General features: G+C 54.7%; 21 protein-coding genes and 1 riboswitch. Of the genes, 9 read left to right on the top strand and 12 right to left on the bottom strand.

The genetic code is table 11. The features are described from left to right. The first annotated feature begins 165 nt into the window (after window positions 1–165). On the top strand, window positions 166–462 hold the full coding sequence (locus ACAF76_RS04405; RefSeq protein WP_400162693.1) for a Fur family transcriptional regulator: 297 nt from the start codon (window positions 166–168) through the stop codon (window positions 460–462). A gap of 62 nt (window positions 463–524) precedes the next feature. On the opposite strand, the gene ACAF76_RS04400 is transcribed toward ACAF76_RS04405, so the two are convergent. The 7 genes from ACAF76_RS04400 to ACAF76_RS04370 form a co-directional block, all read right to left on the bottom strand. Beyond that, entirely contained in the window at window positions 525–1,343 is an 819-nt protein-coding gene (locus tag ACAF76_RS04400; protein WP_400162692.1) for a serine hydrolase, read from the bottom strand. 81 nt (window positions 1,344–1,424) lie between these two features. Then, window positions 1,425–1,784: a cupin domain-containing protein gene (locus ACAF76_RS04395; protein WP_400162691.1), complete on the bottom strand. Its 360-nt coding sequence runs from the start codon at window positions 1,782–1,784 to the stop codon at window positions 1,425–1,427. 88 nt (window positions 1,785–1,872) lie between these two features. Then, window positions 1,873–2,481 carry an alpha/beta hydrolase gene (locus tag ACAF76_RS04390; RefSeq protein ID WP_400162690.1) on the bottom strand — a complete coding sequence of 203 codons (609 nt, stop codon included), beginning with the start codon at window positions 2,479–2,481 and terminating at the stop codon, window positions 1,873–1,875. Then, window positions 2,478–3,428: a ring-cleaving dioxygenase gene (locus ACAF76_RS04385; RefSeq protein ID WP_400162689.1), complete on the bottom strand. Its 951-nt coding sequence runs from the start codon at window positions 3,426–3,428 to the stop codon at window positions 2,478–2,480. Before ACAF76_RS04385 ends, ACAF76_RS04390 begins: the two co-directional genes overlap by 4 nt. A 31-nt stretch (window positions 3,429–3,459) precedes the next feature. Then, on the bottom strand, window positions 3,460–4,092 hold the full coding sequence (locus tag ACAF76_RS04380; protein WP_400162688.1) for a nitroreductase family protein: 633 nt from the start codon (window positions 4,090–4,092) through the stop codon (window positions 3,460–3,462). A gap of 198 nt (window positions 4,093–4,290) precedes the next feature. After that, window positions 4,291–4,626, bottom strand: coding sequence for a hypothetical protein (locus ACAF76_RS04375; protein WP_400162687.1), 336 nt, complete (start codon window positions 4,624–4,626; stop codon window positions 4,291–4,293). Between the two features lie 19 nt (window positions 4,627–4,645). Next, a complete protein-coding gene (locus ACAF76_RS04370; protein WP_400162686.1) occupies window positions 4,646–5,344 on the bottom strand; it encodes a pirin family protein in 699 nt (232 codons plus the stop codon). A 155-nt stretch (window positions 5,345–5,499) separates the two neighbouring features. On the opposite strand from ACAF76_RS04370, the gene ACAF76_RS04365 reads away from it, so the two are divergent. Beyond that, a complete protein-coding gene (locus ACAF76_RS04365; RefSeq protein ID WP_400162685.1) occupies window positions 5,500–6,132 on the top strand; it encodes a hypothetical protein in 633 nt (210 codons plus the stop codon). Window positions 6,133–6,177: 45 nt separating this feature from the next. Here ACAF76_RS04365 and ACAF76_RS04360 read toward each other — a convergent pair whose 3' ends face one another. From ACAF76_RS04360 to ACAF76_RS04350, 3 genes are all read right to left on the bottom strand, one after another. Continuing rightward, entirely contained in the window at window positions 6,178–7,650 is a 1,473-nt protein-coding gene (locus tag ACAF76_RS04360) for an aldehyde dehydrogenase family protein (protein WP_400162684.1), read from the bottom strand. An 18-nt stretch (window positions 7,651–7,668) separates the two neighbouring features. Continuing rightward, window positions 7,669–8,634 carry an agmatinase gene (gene speB / locus ACAF76_RS04355; RefSeq protein WP_400162683.1) on the bottom strand — a complete coding sequence of 322 codons (966 nt, stop codon included), beginning with the start codon at window positions 8,632–8,634 and terminating at the stop codon, window positions 7,669–7,671. A 116-nt stretch (window positions 8,635–8,750) separates the two neighbouring features. After that, on the bottom strand, window positions 8,751–9,008 hold the full coding sequence (locus ACAF76_RS04350; protein ID WP_400162682.1) for a hypothetical protein: 258 nt from the start codon (window positions 9,006–9,008) through the stop codon (window positions 8,751–8,753). Between the two features lie 84 nt (window positions 9,009–9,092). After that, window positions 9,093–9,136, top strand: a riboswitch (PreQ1 riboswitch). A 96-nt stretch (window positions 9,137–9,232) separates the two neighbouring features. Between ACAF76_RS04350 and queC the strand changes: the two genes are divergently transcribed. From queC to ACAF76_RS04325, 5 genes are all read left to right on the top strand, one after another. Then, window positions 9,233–9,904, top strand: a complete 672-nt coding sequence (gene queC / locus ACAF76_RS04345; RefSeq protein WP_400162681.1) for a 7-cyano-7-deazaguanine synthase QueC — start codon at window positions 9,233–9,235, stop codon at window positions 9,902–9,904. Then, window positions 9,901–10,389: a 6-carboxytetrahydropterin synthase QueD gene (gene queD, locus ACAF76_RS04340; protein WP_400162680.1), complete on the top strand. Its 489-nt coding sequence runs from the start codon at window positions 9,901–9,903 to the stop codon at window positions 10,387–10,389. Before queC ends, queD begins: the two co-directional genes overlap by 4 nt. Further along, complete coding sequence (gene queE, locus ACAF76_RS04335) at window positions 10,386–11,111, top strand: 7-carboxy-7-deazaguanine synthase QueE (protein ID WP_400162679.1); 726 nt, start codon at window positions 10,386–10,388, stop codon at window positions 11,109–11,111. The genes queD and queE overlap by 4 nt, the downstream gene beginning before the upstream one ends. A 27-nt stretch (window positions 11,112–11,138) precedes the next feature. Beyond that, entirely contained in the window at window positions 11,139–11,636 is a 498-nt protein-coding gene (gene queF / locus ACAF76_RS04330) for a preQ(1) synthase (RefSeq protein ID WP_400162677.1), read from the top strand. Between the two features lie 143 nt (window positions 11,637–11,779). Beyond that, entirely contained in the window at window positions 11,780–12,340 is a 561-nt protein-coding gene (locus ACAF76_RS04325) for a pyridoxamine 5'-phosphate oxidase family protein (protein ID WP_400162676.1), read from the top strand. Window positions 12,341–12,352: 12 nt separating this feature from the next. Here the strand turns inward: ACAF76_RS04325 and ACAF76_RS04320 are convergent, their stop codons facing one another. After that, window positions 12,353–12,535, bottom strand: a complete 183-nt coding sequence (locus ACAF76_RS04320; protein WP_400162675.1) for a hypothetical protein — start codon at window positions 12,533–12,535, stop codon at window positions 12,353–12,355. Further along, complete coding sequence (locus ACAF76_RS04315) at window positions 12,532–13,002, bottom strand: DUF5412 family protein (RefSeq protein ID WP_400162674.1); 471 nt, start codon at window positions 13,000–13,002, stop codon at window positions 12,532–12,534. The genes ACAF76_RS04320 and ACAF76_RS04315 overlap by 4 nt, the downstream gene beginning before the upstream one ends. Window positions 13,003–13,212: 210 nt before the next feature. Here ACAF76_RS04315 and ACAF76_RS04310 point away from each other — a divergent pair, with 210 nt between their 5' ends. Both ACAF76_RS04310 and ACAF76_RS04305 read left to right on the top strand, forming a co-directional pair. Continuing rightward, entirely contained in the window at window positions 13,213–13,890 is a 678-nt protein-coding gene (locus ACAF76_RS04310) for a response regulator transcription factor (RefSeq protein ID WP_400162673.1), read from the top strand. Then, the gene (locus tag ACAF76_RS04305) at window positions 13,887–15,251 is read left to right on the top strand and encodes a sensor histidine kinase (RefSeq protein WP_400162672.1); all 1,365 of its coding nucleotides are present in this window, start codon (window positions 13,887–13,889) and stop codon (window positions 15,249–15,251) included. The genes ACAF76_RS04310 and ACAF76_RS04305 overlap by 4 nt, the downstream gene beginning before the upstream one ends. Window positions 15,252–15,340 lie beyond the last annotated feature (89 nt).

Below are 15,340 nucleotides of genomic sequence, written 5' to 3'. Positions count from 1 at the left end.
ATTCACGCCTCGACTGGCAAAAAGGGAAACGTGTCATCGCCCCCCTTTCTGTCAGGCGGGGCGTTTTTTGTCGAGGAAACGGGCGAAGAAAGGGTTGACGATCGGGCGCAAGAAAACGATAATAAAAATTATATAATAATTATTTTAAAAAAGAGGTGAGCTGCGATGGATCCACAACTCTCCAGTGTCACGCAGCAAGTCAAGCATCTTGGCAAACGGTTGACCGTACAAAGAAGAGCGGTTTTGCTCCACATGCTGAGCGCCGTCAACCCGCCTACAGCCAAGGATGTCTATCTCGCGCTCAAAAGTGATATGCCCAACATTACACTTTCTACCGTCTACACCGCTCTGCGTTTTTTTGTCAAAATGGGGTTCTTGAAGGAGCATGTTTCTCCACATGCAGCGAGCCGCTTTGAATGTCTGATTCCGTCCCATGCACTCGCGCTGCAGGAGGTTATGTAAAGCAAAAGAGGCGTCCGTTGATCCTGATCGATCGGACACCTCTTTTTTGTGAGAAGACAGACCTACACCCGCTTTGCATACTCGTAGACTGTTCTGCCCAGTGAGCCAAGCGTCGCGAGCGCTCCTTCCGCTTCTACGTCCCGGGACAGGGCCACGATGACAAAGCAGCGTCCATTCGTGTACAAAATTCCCGCGTCGTGCTGCCGCCCTGTATCCCATCCCGATTTGCTGCCCATTTCCCAATCGCAAGCCTGCTCTTCCTTGCCCGTGGAAGAGACGGCTTTCGGCAACAGCGAGGGCAGCCCGTCGCAAAACTGCTGTTTTTTCAAAATCGCGATCATTTCCTCGCAGGCACCCGCCGACACGTATCGTCCTTCGGCCAGCATCTCCAACATTCGCGCCACATCTCCCGCCGTAACGAGGTTGTTGTCCTCGCAGTCTGCCGGATAGATCATCAGCTTGCGCACGAAGCGACTGCGTTCCATGCCCAGCTCCTGCATCGTCTGCTCAATCTGGGCTGTGCCGACCAGGTCGATCAGGACATTTGTCGCCGTGTTGTCGCTCTGAATAATCATCAGTGTGACCAGCTCACGGATCGTCAGCAGAAGGCCCGGCGTGAGCCTGTACAGCACCCCGGAGCCCGCGACCAGATCCTCCTGGCGCAGCGCAACCCGCTCGTCCAGGGAAAAGCGTCCCTGGGCGGCTGCGGCGAATACAGCAGCCATGATCGGAAGTTTGATAATGCTCTCGGCAATGAACGGCTCATCGGCCCGATGCGCATAGTACGTCTTGCGCCCGATCTCCGAAACAGTCACGCCCCAGCTCCCTTCTGCCCCGGATATGATCCGGGAGAGATGTGCTTGCAATGTGTCAGTCTGCATCTGCCAACCCTTCTTCCCATTATCACGAATATTGTTGCAATTTTCGTCGCTTTACCTTCAGACCCATTTCCACTCTGTCGGCTAGATCACAGACAGATCAGATACCGTTCTCTCGTTTTCCACATTGCCTGTATTGCGCGTCGTTTTCGGCTCCAAAAGCAGAACGTGCACCTCCTCCTCAGCTACAGGCATATGTTCTACTCCTTTCGGGACGATCAGAAACTCGCCTTCTTCCAGCCACACATCCCGATCGCGGAATTTGAGCAGCAGCCTTCCTTTTACTACGAGAAACATCTCATCCTCATGCTCGTGGTGATGCCATACGAATTCGCCCTTGAGCTTCACCAGCTTGACGTGGGTATCGTTGATTTCACCGGCGATCTTGGGACTCCACAAGTCGGAAAACAGCGTAAATTTCTGTGCGATATTTACTTTTTCCACAGCAAACACCCCTTTCTTCCATTATATCCGAGCTTTACGGAAAATGGAAAAAAGGGGTGAATGATCGCGTATTTCCAACTCAATGTTCTTACAGGCAATTCTCCCGGAACCAGGCGGCGGACGCCTGCACTTCCCGCTCGGTCAACTGGTGGCCGTACGCTTCCCAGTGAAGCGTCACCGCAGCTCCCGCACCCTCGAGCAGCCGAGTCAATTCTTCTGTCTCCTGCGGCGAGCAGATCGGGTCGTTTTTGCCTGCTCCGATAAACACCGGGGTACCCTGCAAAGCGGGCAGATCCACTCCGCGTCGGGGGACCATCGGATGGTACAGAATCGCTCCTTTAAGCGCGTCCGTGTAGTGGAACATCAGACTGGCGGCGATATTGGCACCGTTGGAATAGCCGACCGCCACGATATTGTTGCGGTCAAAGCCATGCTCGACAGCCGCCTGGTCGAGAAACTCGTACAGTTCCTTCGTCCGAAAGATCAGGTCTTGCTCGTCAAAGACGCCTTCCGCCAGGCGGCGAAAAAAGCGGGGCATACCGTTTTCCGATACGTTGCCGCGAACGCTGAGGACAGACGAGGCGGGATGGATCATCGCGCCAAGCGGCAGCAAATCGCGCTCATTCCCCCCTGTTCCATGCAAAAGCAGCAAGGTCGGGGCCTTTTGGTCGGTTCCTTTTTGAAACAGATGTATCACGCTTTGTCCTCCTCCAATACGCGCACTTCAAAGGGCAGCAAGCCGTTCTCGATTTGTGCCCGATGCGGTTCGTACCACTCAGGCAGCATCAGCTTTTCACCCAGATGCTCGACGCTCTCATCCGTCGCAAAGCCCGGCGGGTCGGTGGCAATTTCAAACAGGATGCCCCCGTTCTCGCGGAAGTAGACGGCTGTGAAATACTGTCTGTCGACGATGTCCGTCGGGCGCAAGCCGTAGCTGCTCACCGCTTCCTGCCAGTGGCGCTGATCTTCCAGATCTCTGGCTCTCCAGGCGATGTGGTGGACTGTTCCGGCACCATCCTGTCCGCGCGGAATCGGTTTGGCGTTCATGTCAATGACATTGCCCAGGTCGCCACTGGCACGGAAGCGGATCAGGCTGCCCTCTTCCGCCACTTTCGTAAGACCCATCAGATGCTCTAACGTATGCATCGTCTTTTCCGGATTCATGCTGTACAAAATCGCTCCGCCAAAGCCCTTGATCGCCTTGTCTGCGGGAACTCCGCCAAACGCCCACTTGCTGTTCGGCCCTTCTTCACGCTCGACGATTTCCAACTGCATGCCGTCAGGGTCACGGAATTGCAGGAACGTCTCGCCGAAGCGCTCGATGCGGAAGTAAGTCATGCCGAACTTGCGCAGCCGCTGCTCCCAGAAGCCAAGCGATCCCGGCGGTACGACAAACGTGGTGTAGCCGACCTGTCCACCCCCTACCTGACCGTGCCGTGCGCCTGGCCACGGGAAGAACGTGATCGCCGTACCCGGGCTGCCCAGCTCGTTGCCAAAGTACAAGTGGTACACTTCCGGGGCGTCAAAATTGATTGTTTTTTTCACCAGACGCAGACCGAGAAAACCGGCGTAAAAATCGACGTTTCGCTGCGGATCGGTAACAAATGCGGTGATGTGATGAATTCCTGCCGTTTGTTGTGTCATATGGTATCCACTCCTTTTTTGTATGTAGTGTTTACGCCTGATAGCCATTGTAGCTGACAAATTCGCCCGCTGGCTTGCGATAGCCGCGCACGCGCTGGCTGGACACGTCTTCCTTCCCGATCGTAATCATCATCACAGGCACGTAGCGATCCGGGATGTTCAGTATCTCCTGCACTGCCTGCGAATCAAAGCCGATCATCGGACACGTGTCCCAGCCCTTGTCCTTTGCCGCCAGCATGAACAGCATGGCGGATAGACTGGCGTTGCGGATGGCTTCCTCGCGTTGAAAACCTTCTCCACGGCTTTCGTAAAACGAGCGAACCGAGGACGCCTCCCGTTCGAATTCGTGCTTGGTGATGACACCGAGTTGCAGCAGCCCTTCGTTTACTTTCTCCACGTTCTGGTATGCTGCCGTATCGCCGAGGACGAGAATGACCGCCGATGCTGTTTTGACCTTATATTGCCTATATGCTGCTTCGTACATGCGGTCTTTGATCTGCGGGTCATCCACGACGATATAGTGTTGATGCTGCAGGTTGAAGGCGGAAGGCGCATACTTGACCAGAGAAAAAATCTCGTCCAACTCTTCTCGCGGAAGCTGTGTATCCGGCACAAACTTGTTGGCAGAACGACGTTGCTTGACCAAATCAGAGAAATGACCCATCAGTGTGACACTCCTTTTGCTTACATATATTTCAAATTTCGATATCTCTAATTAAAGATTTATACCAGGAAAAATTCCCCATCCGGGGAGTGCCGCCGTGTGCGACAGTAAAATATCTTGAATTTAAGATAACTGTACCTCAACATCGTTTGCCTGTCAACAAAAGTTTGCCGATGTCCTTTTCTCTTTCGCTCCCTGTTAGCCCATCTCGCCAAAGCGCTCCGGCACGTATTCAATCCGCGAAGTGCCGACAATCGTCAGGCGCTGCTGCTCGCTGTCGTAGGAAACAGCCCCCTGCTCGACGTAAAACCAGATTTTTTTCTCCGGCTCACCTTCCTCCCGCAGGAACAAAAACAGGTTTAACTCATCCTTCCACTTGCAAATCTCTGCCATGATCTCGTCATAGTTCCGGTGCAGTACGAGCTTCCAGCCATGTTCCGACTGCTCCAGTCGATAGTCGGCCGGCTCAATGGACGTATCGATGAAGGTTCTGCCTCCGACGGCGTGTTTGATTAGCAGCCTTTCTTGCAGCATCGCGATTCCTCCTTAATTCTTACGGCAAATCAATCAACATGAAATAGGCATCTTCACCAGCGACGAGCGACAAACTCGGCTCGCCATGCATCCGGACCGTATCCCGTCGTTGCAGCAGCTCTCCGTTTACGCGCAGACTGCCTTCAAGCAGAAACAGAAAAACGCGGCGCGACGCTTCCTGCTGAAAGGAAAGCTCCTTGCCTGACTCCAGCCTGCTCAAGTAAATCGTCAAGTCCTGATTGATCGAAGCGGCTTGTTCGCCGCCCGCAGGGGTGACGACTGGCAGCAGAGTATTGCGCATCTTCGCCGGATCGTAGCTGGCTGTCTCAAACGAAGGGGCTCCACCGCGCTTGGTGGGCATAAACCAAAGCTGCAGCAGTTGAAGCTCTTCCGTCTCGGAAGCGTTGTATTCGGCGTGAATGATTCCGCTGGCCGCCGACATGCGCTGCACCTGCCCTTCACCCGTTACCTCGATGTTGCCGAGATTGTCCTCGTGCCTGATCGCTCCGCGCAGAACGATCGTGACGATCTCCATGTCGCTGTGCGGATGCGGACCGAAGCCTTTTCCTCCTGCGATCCAGTCGTCGTTGCAGACGCGCATCACGCCAAACGCCGTATTGTCGGGATCAAAATACTCGCCAAACGAAAAGCTGAGTCCGCTTTTCAGCCAGCCCAGATCGACTGCATATCTTGAATTTGAGGGATATACCTGTATCATGCCACTCATCCTTTCAGGTTGGGTACGGAGAAGACCTGACCTTATTCTAAGACTTTCCACGAAATTTCACAAATCCTGAATTTTCTGCTCGACGGGAAAAGGAAGAGCATGTAATATGGTAAATGTTGTAATACTTGTCACAAAGGGGGGAGATCGTGAAATACCATCTGACAGCCATGATATTTCTCCTCATACTCTCCCTGGGGAGTATCGTCTATACAGTCGCCTACGAACGGGTAGATGCCCCCCCGACACCCGAACCGATCCAGCACTCCGAAGATTATCAAAAAGGCTTGCAGTTTGCCCGAACGTATCATTCGGCTTACGCGAACTATCTAGCCGCCGATCCGGCCGTCGACGAAGAATTCGTCAAAAAGGTCGCTTTCTACAAAGCCTACTCCGAGCTGTATTCAATGAAGCTGACGGAAGAGCAGGCCATTGAGAAATTGCGGGAGCGGAAGCTGCTCGCGGAATACGCCAAGGAAAATGACCTCTACCCGAGCGAAGAGGAAATTCGCGCCTACATCCAGATTGTGGCCGATACCTTTTTGCACGTCTCGTATGATTTGAAAGAAGGGGTTAAAGCAGGGCTGGGAATTACCGAGAAACAGTTTTTCTTCGATTTTCAGCGGGATCAGTACGAAGAAGCACTCGTCCGGACGAAGATCGTGGAAAACCTCAAGAGGACCAATCAAAAGCGGGAAGACGAGAGTGACAACCAGTACCACAACCGCATGCTGAACGAGCTTGACAACCTGCTCGTGGCGCTAAAAGCAGAAAGCCAGTAAACAAGCCAAATGAAGCAAAAAAGCCGGGATAACCCGGCTTTTTCTTTATTCCTCGAACCAGCCTGTCGGCTGTACCTGCAGATTGATGTTGATCTGTTTGACCTCGGTGTACTCCTCGTATCCATACGTCCCGAGCGCACGACCGATCCCGCTCTGTTTGTAGCCGCCCCACGGAGCTTCGTTGTAGGTCGGGTTGAAGCAGTTGATCCAGGTAATGCCCGCCCGCAGCTTTTTGATCACACGCAGCGCTTTTGCCCCGTCCTGGGTAAATACGCCGCCCGCCAGTCCGTACGGGGTATCATTGGCCATGCGGATCGCTTCCGCTTCATCGGAAAAGCGCTGAATGACGAGCACAGGACCGAAAATCTCGTCCTGGACAATGCGCATCTCGGGCGTTACGTCGGTAAAAATCGTCGGCTCGACGAAGTACCCTTTATCCAGTCCGTTTTCGGTAATGCGATTGCCTCCGCACAAAAGCGTCGCCCCCTCCTCTTTGCCCAGCTCGATGTAGCGCAGCACTTTTTCCATATGCGCCTGGCTCACCAGCGGACCCATCTCGGTGGCGGGATCGTCACCCGAGCCGATGCGGATTTTTTTCGTCCGCTCGACCAGACGCGCGACGAAGCGGTCATAGATGCTGTCCTCCAAAAGCAAGCGGGAACCGGCCGAACACACTTCGCCCTGGTTGGCAAAAATGCCGAACAGCGCGTAGTCAACCGCCGTCTCAAAATCAGCGTCGGCGAAGACGATATTGGGCGATTTGCCGCCCAGTTCGAGAGAGATTTTTTTGATGTTGCCGGCAGCAGCCCGCATGATGCTGCGCCCGGTGACGGTTCCGCCAGTAAAGGAGACCTTGTCGACCAGATGGCTTTCCGCGATCTCGTTGCCCACCGTAGGCCCGGCACCCATCACCATGTTGGCTACACCTTTGGGAATACCGACCTCGTCGATGATGGCAAACAGCTTTTGCGCTGTCACAGGTGTTACTTCGGACGGCTTGAACACGATCGTATTGCCTGCCGCCAATGCCGGGGCAATTTTCCAGACCGCCATCAAAAGCGGGTAGTTCCACGGCACGATCAGCCCGCACACGCCGACAGGCTCGCGCACGACGAGCGTCTGCATCGGATCCGAGACGTGATAGGTCTGGCCGTCCGGCTTGGTGACGATCCCGGCGTAATAGCGAAAGCAGGCGACAGCATCGGCTACGTCGAAGGCGGATTCGCGCAGCGGCTTGCCGTTGTCCAGTGTCTCCAGCCGCACGATCTCCTCCGACTGCTGCTCCAGCTTGTCGGCAATCGCCAGCAGATAGCGACCGCGCTCGGCAGCCGGCAGCTCCGACCAGATGCCGCTGTCAAACGCCTGACGCGCTGTCTGGATAGCGTCGCGGGCATCTTCCACATCGCCTTCGGCAGCGAGCGCGATTACTTCGCCAGTAGCGGGATTGAGCACCTCCCGCGTCTTGCCGGAACGGGCATGAACCCACTCCCCGTTGATGTACATGTTCAGCTCCATCATCTCAATCATCCTCCCTTGTCATATGTGAGAAATTCGCGTTTGCCCTGCTTCTTCCGTCTGGCTGCCCAGGGCGACCAGCGCGGCAAAATCATGGATCAGGGTAGCCGCGAGAAGCGACGTCGTCTGCGCCGGATCATACGGCGGCAAGACCTCTACCAGATCAAAGCCGATGTAGTTGAGCCCGCCAAACGAGCGCAAAAGCTCCAGCGTCTCGGAGCTGGTAAAGCCGCCGACCTCGGGCGTCCCCGTCCCGGGCGCAAACGCCGGATCGACAAAATCGATATCAAAGCTGACAAAACAAGGCGAATCGCCAATCGTTCGCTTGACCTGCCGGATGACATCCTCGATGCCGCGCTGGCGCAGCTGTTGCGTGGTGATGACGTGAAAGCCCAGCTCCAGGCTCGCTTCCACATCGCCCGGATGGTTCAGCGTGCCGCGAATCCCCAGCTGGAACACCTTGTCGGACAGCAGCAGACCTTCCTCCTGGGCGCGGATAAACGCCGAGCCGTGCCAGTATTTCTCGTCGTAATAGCTGTCCCAGGTGTCCGTATGGGAATCGAACTGGATCAGCGCTACTGGTCCATACACCTCTTTTGCTGCCCGAAGCGTTGCCAGCGTGATCGAGTGGTCGCCGCCCAGCCCGATCGGGACGATGCCTTTTCTCATCAGGTCCAGCATCGCGGCTGTGATGCGCTCGTAGCTGCGGTGGATATTGTGCGGGATAATCGAAACATCCCCGATGTCGATCGCCCGCGTCTGTTCGAACGGGTACACCTTGTGTACGGGATGGTAGGGAAACAGCAGCATCGAAGCCTGCCGGATCGCCTGTGGAGCAAAGCGTGCACCGACGCGAAAGGATGCCGCCGTATCAAAAGGCAGACCAACGATCGCAAGCCTGGCCTGCTCCCGGCTGGACGGCAAACGCATAAACGATCCGGTCGTACAAAACTCGGGTTGAATATCGGGCGTAAGCGGATATTGCATGGTCTCTCCTCCAGACTTTGCCTTTTGCCGCAAAAAAGCAGCGCGCTGCCAGACAAGCAGCCAAACAAGCGCTATCTTTTGCGGCAATGGCTGTTTTTGGGTTTTATCATCGACGATCAATCCGGGGAAATCCCATGCGGCGGCAGAACCATGGAAAGCAAGACGGCAATAAACAGCTTTTTATCAAATCGTGCCATACCCTCTTTCCCTCCTCTCCTCCGGCCACCTGCCGCCTCGCTTTTTCTTGTCGAACTATAACAAAGCAAGAACGATGCCAAGGAAGAAACGCCGATCTGTCCCGGGATGCTCCCCGTTTTTCTTCTCAAAAATGAGAAGTTGATGTCATTCCTGAGAATCACATCCTGCTTTTTCATGCCCCCGTCCGGGCTGAAATGTAGTATAATGACCACGGGCAGCCTGCACGCTTCCCGCAATTGCATACAAATCCATGCTGCGGCATGGGAGAGGTTCGCGAACTCCCTCTATAAAAAACTAAGGTGGAAAACAATACCCGTACCTTGGTATTGTTTTGTTTTTTTACAGGAGCAAGTTCAAGAACTCTCTTTCTTCCCCACATTTGAAAAAGGAGATGGAGAGCATGAACAAGGAAAAAGCGGTTGTTGTCTTCAGCGGCGGACAGGACAGTACGACCTGTCTGTTCTGGGCGAAGCAGCAATTCGCAGAAGTAGAAACGATCACCTTCGATTACGGCCAACGACACAAGCTGGAGATTCAATGCGCCCAGCAAATCGCCCGCGACCTGGGCGTAGCCAACACGGTGCTGGACATGAGCCTGTTGAACCAGCTTGCCCCCAACGCATTGACCCGCACAGACATTGCCATTACCCAGGAGGAAGGACAGCCTCCCTCCACGTTTGTCGACGGACGCAACCTGCTGTTCCTCTCGTTTGCCGGCGTTTTCGCCAAACAGCGCGGTGCACGCCACCTCGTCACCGGCGTGTGCGAGACGGACTTCAGCGGTTACCCGGACTGCCGCGACTCGTTTGTCAAGTCGCTTAATGTGACGCTCAACCTGGCGATGGATTACCCGTTTGTCATCCACACGCCGTTGATGTGGCTGAACAAGGCGCAGACGTGGAAGCTGGCCGATGAACTGGGCGGCTTTTCCTATATCCGCGAACATACCCTGACCTGCTACAACGGAATCAAAGGGGACGGCTGCGGCGATTGCCCGGCCTGCCACCTGCGCAAAGCCGGACTGGACGCGTACCTGGCAGAAAAACAGGAAACCGGGACTGATGCCCGATGAGCGCCCACTTCGACTTTCGCATCGTAGACCGCATGCAGAAGCTGGGGACCGACATTGACAAATCACAGCTTCGTTACCATGGCAAACGCGTATTGGTCAGCAAGGAATTTACCTTCGACGCAGCCCACCACCTGCACGCCTACGAAGGAAAATGCAAAAACCTGCACGGCCACACGTATACCGTCGTCTTTGGCATCAGCGGCTATCCCGACGAGATCGGTCTGGTCATCGACTTTGGCGACATCAAACAGATTTGGAAGGAACACATCGAGATCTACCTCGATCACCGCTACCTGAACGAAATGCTGCCGCCGATGAACACAACAGCGGAAAACATGGCAGTCTGGCTGTTCGAGCAGATGGAGGCACAGCTTCAATCCGACACGTACCGCGAGCGCTACAGCGGGGCACGCGTGGAATTCGTCCGCCTGTACGAGACGCCGACCAGCTACGCCGAAGCGAGACGGGAGTGGATGAGCGAATGAGCATGATTCCCGTATTGGAGATTTTCGGGCCGACCATCCAGGGAGAGGGCATGGTCATCGGACAAAAGACGATGTTCGTGCGCACGGCTGGCTGCGATTACCGCTGTAGCTGGTGCGACTCCGCCTTTACCTGGGACGGCAGCGCCCGCGACGAAATCCGGCAGATGACGGCGGAAGAAATCTGGCAGGAGCTGGTCGGCCTTGGCGCGGACCGCTTTGCCCACGTCACCATCTCCGGCGGCAATCCCGCGCTGCTCGCAAGCATCGGATCGCTCGTCCGCCTGCTGCGGGAAAAAGGCATTCGCACCGCTGTCGAGACACAAGGCAGCAGATGGCAGGAGTGGCTGGCTGAGATCGACGACGTGACGATCTCGCCCAAACCGCCCAGCTCCGGGATGGAGACGAACTGGGAGGTGCTGGACCAGATCATCCAGCGTTTGGCCGATCACGGACACAATGGCACCAGCCTGAAAGTGGTCGTCTTTGACGAGGCTGATTTTGCCTATGCCGCGCGCGTGCACCAGCGCTACCCGAAGCTGCCTTTCTACCTGCAGCCGGGAAACGGCGATCTGGTCAATGCAGATACGCACGAGCTGCGCAGCAAGCTGCTGGAGTCGTATTCATGGCTGATCGACAAGGCGATGGCTGCCCCGGAGATGAACGACGCCAAAGTGCTGCCGCAACTGCACGCACTCGTCTGGGGAAACAAACGCGGTGTGTAAATTTTGACAGAAACGAGGGAATACCAGATGGCAAACCATTCGGAACGCGACCTGTCTTCGCTGACGCTCTTGGGCAACCAGGGAACGACCTACAGCTACACCTACGATCCGGGCGTCCTGGAGACATTCGACAATAAACACCCGTATCGGGACTATTTTGTAAAATTCAACTGTCCGGAGTTTACCAGTCTCTGCCCGATCACCGGACAGCCTGACTTCGCCACGATCTACATCAGCTACATTCCCGACATCAAGATGGTCGAGAGCAAGTCGCTCAAGCTGTACTTGTTCAGCTTCCGCAACCACGGCGATTTTCACGAGGATTGCGTCAACATCATTATGAACGACCTGATCAAGCTGATGGAGCCTCGTTACATCGAGGTCTGGGGCAAATTCACCCCGCGCGGCGGCATCTCCATCGACCCGTACTGCAACTACGGCAAGCCGGGTACGAAGTACGAGGAGATGGCGCAGCACCGGATGATGAATCACGATCTGTATCCGGAGAAAGTGGATAATCGCTAGATGGAAAATGGCGGTGCAGGAAATCATCCTGCACCGCCATCTTTGTATGCATCAGAAAGCACATTTTTTCAATTGACGGCGTACCCGCCTGGGAATAGAATGAAGAATATTTCCAAAACGGCGTATGACGAGGAGCGCGTATTATGGGAAAAACATTTTCATCGATTCATCCGGAGCACGAGCAATTCATCCGCAACCAGCGAATTTTCTTCGTGGGGTCAGCACCATTATCGGCAGACGGACATGTCAACCTCTCCCCAAAAGGATATGACACGCTGCGCATCTTGTCGCCGAACGAAGTCGCCTATTTGGACCTGACCGGCAGCGGCAACGAGACGAGCGCCCATCTGAAGGAAAATGGACGCATCACGTTTCTGTTTGTCGCATTTGAAGGTCCGCCCAACATTGTGCGCCTGTACGGGCGTGGAACAGTCGTTCTGCCGGATACACCCGAGTGGGATGAGCTTTCTGCCCATTTCGAGCGCGTGCCCGGTGCCAGGCAAATCATCCATGCGCACATCGAAACGGTCAAAACGTCTTGCGGGTACAGCGTGCCGTTTTTCTCGTACAACGGCGAGCGGGAGACTCTTCAGAAATGGGCTGTCCAGAAAGGCGATCGAGGGCTGGAAGAATACCGGAAAACAAAAAATACGGTCAGCATGGACGGAGTCATTACGCCAATCGGGGAAAAACTGTCTGACTGATGCTTTGGCAGCCTACTGTCCGTTCTTTTGCTTCTCCATGTTTTCCAGTATGTTTTTCAATGTGCCGTGGATGCTGTTGAGCGCCATCAGGATAAAGCCCAGCATGACGAAGGTGATGATCTCACCCGTAAAAACCGAGACGACTGCAAGGATAATGACATAGAAGATATTCCAGCCATTGGCGAGGAAATTCATCGATACACCTCTCCTTTTTTCAGATATTCCGGCCAATCGTTTTTCCTGTAATCAAACACGTCATCCGGTACGCGGAGCGCGCGTCCATTAATCAGCACGACATCGCGATCGAGCCACGTGAGCAGGGCAGCATGTTCCTTATTCTGGAAATAAATTGTCTTTTTCTCCCCGCTCTCGTTGTCAATCAGCTCCCCGACAACGGAAAAAGACGTCGTCGCTCCGGCATCGGACACATAAATCCGAACCGTGTACATACCGTCGGGAGACTGCTGCTCTGCAAGCAATTCTCCCCGGGGAATTCGCTCCAGGTCGTAGAACAGCCAGTAGGCAGCATATGCGAGCGATCCGAGTAAGACAAGGACGACAGCCACAAGAAACAGCGCCACTTTTCGTTTCACGCGTCTTTGTTCTGCCCGTGCCCGATTTGCTCGTGTACGATCAACTTCCATACGGCTGCTGGCTTCCATAGCTCCTCACTCCTGTCCGTGCGAACCGCCTCGAATCCAGAATCGAAATCTTGCCTTCTGGATGAATATACCATATTTTCGAAACAGTTACGAAATCGTGCCATGAGCATGACCCGCTGCTTGTTCTCAAAAACGGGAAATCCTGTACCAATTGTACACGTACTAGCATGACCATTTCCAGGCAGCCAGGTATGAAAGGAGCAAACAAACGTGCCAAGGGCATTAGTGGTCGACGACGAACCGCACATCCGGGAATTGGTCGCACTGTATCTGAAGGATGAAGGTTTTGACATCGTCGAGAAAACGAACGGAGCGGACGCGTTGGCATACGCCGAAAATCACCCCGTGGACTTGGCGGTGATCGACATTATGATGCCGCAGATGGACGGCTGGGAGCTGTGCAACAAACTCCGCGAGCTGGGTGATATGCCAATCATCATGGTTACGGCAAAAGGTGAGGCACAGGACCGGATACATGGCTTCAAACAGGGAACCGATGATTATCTGGTGAAGCCGTTTGATCCCGTGGAACTGGTCCTGCGCGTAAAGGCACTGCTCCGGCGGTATCGCATTGCCGTATCCAACACGATCACCCTGGGTCATCTGTCGTTGGACCGTTCGCGCTACGAAGTGGTCTACGAAAACGGCCACACCCGGACAATCCCCATGAAAGAATTTGAATTGCTGTACAAGCTGGGCAGCTATGCCGGGCAACTGTTTACCCGCGATACGTTGATCGAGCAGATTTGGGGACTTGATTACGAAGGAGACGAACGGACGGTAGATGTTCACATCAAACGGCTTCGCGAGCGTTTTCCCGAAGAGGAGTCCGGCTTTCGCATCGTGACGATTCGCGGCCTCGGCTATCGCCTGGAGGTATCACCGTGATCAAGTCGCTTTACACACGTGTCGTACTCGTATTCGTCAGCATTGTCATGGTCAGTCTGGTGACGGCCTTTTTCCTCGCCACCTGGCTGTACGAAGAGCGAGCCAAAGGAATCGTACAGGATATGCTGCTCGAAAATGGAAGACAGATGCTTGCCGCCTACCACTCCACCCCTGGCGCCGAGCTCGTCCCGTTCATGCAGCACTTGTCTGGTCTGTCTCTGACTCATACGCAGCTCTACGACGCAGCAGGCAATCCCCTGCTCGACGGGGAAGAAATTCCGCTGGATGTAGAGGCTGCTGATGTCGCCCGCGTCCTCGCCGGTGAACAGCGAACCGATCTCCAGCGGATCGACACTGCTTCCTCCCACGGCGTTTCCCTGCCTGTCGTTGGCCTGCCAGTTCAGGTAGACGGGCAGCCGTACGCCTTGTTCGTGACGATGAAGCGGAACAAAGCCGACGAGGAACTGATGGATTCGATTCATGTCATGTACGCGTTGATCCTGTTTATCGGGAGTTTTCTGATAGTCGTCGCTGCCCGCTATCTGGTCAAGCCGATCGTCCAGTTGACCGAAGCCACCCGGCGCATGGCAAAAGGAGAATTCGCGGTGGAGGTCCCGGGCAGGCGCAAGGACGAGATCGGAATTTTGAGCGCCAGCTTCAACCAGATGGCAAAAGAGCTCGCCGTGCTCGATCAAATGCGGCGGGATTTTGTCTCCAACGTCTCGCATGAAATCGGCTCTCCCCTCACTTCGATTTCCGGTTTTACAAAGGCGTTGAAACAAAAGGAAGTAAGTGAAGAAAGCCGCCTGCGTTATTTGACGATCATCGAGGAAGAGAGCGAGAGATTGTCCCGATTAAGCCAAAATTTGCTGCAATTATCCCGTCTGCAGCAGGACAACATGCCGTTGCAGACCAGAACGTATCGGCTCGACGAGCAGCTTCGCAAGGTTGTGATTGCACTCGCTCCACAGTGGGAAGCCAAGCGAATCGACATCGATCTTCATCTGCAGCCGCTCGTCATCGAAGCAGACGAGGACCAGCTCAGCCAGGTCTGGATCAACTTGCTCAGCAATAGCATCAAGTTCACACCCGCTGACGGCACGATCCGCATACAGGCTGCCATGCAAGACAAGATGTGCGTCGTCACCCTCTCCGATAGCGGGATCGGGATACCCGAAGAAGAAAGAAGCCATATTTTCCAGCCTTTTTACAAAGTAGACAAAGCGCGCCATTCCGCTGTAAAAGGAAACGGTCTCGGTTTGTCGATCGTGAAGCAAATCATCGACCGGCATCACGGCGACATTCGGGTCAGAGGCGAAGCGGGCACGGGGGCGACGTTTGACATTACCTTGCCGCAGTGAAGAAACCGCCATGCGCGGTTTTTTTCTTTTTTTGTTTTTTGTTCATATTGAGTTCACAATGCTGCATTATATTTTTCCTGCAAGCAAGT

Origin of the sequence: Brevibacillus sp. TJ4 (assembly GCF_044627595.2) — a bacterium.
Lineage (GTDB): Bacteria > Bacillota > Bacilli > Brevibacillales > Brevibacillaceae > Brevibacillus.
The sequence above is the reverse complement of the archived record's forward strand: the minus strand, read 5'-3'. Positions and strand labels throughout refer to the sequence as shown.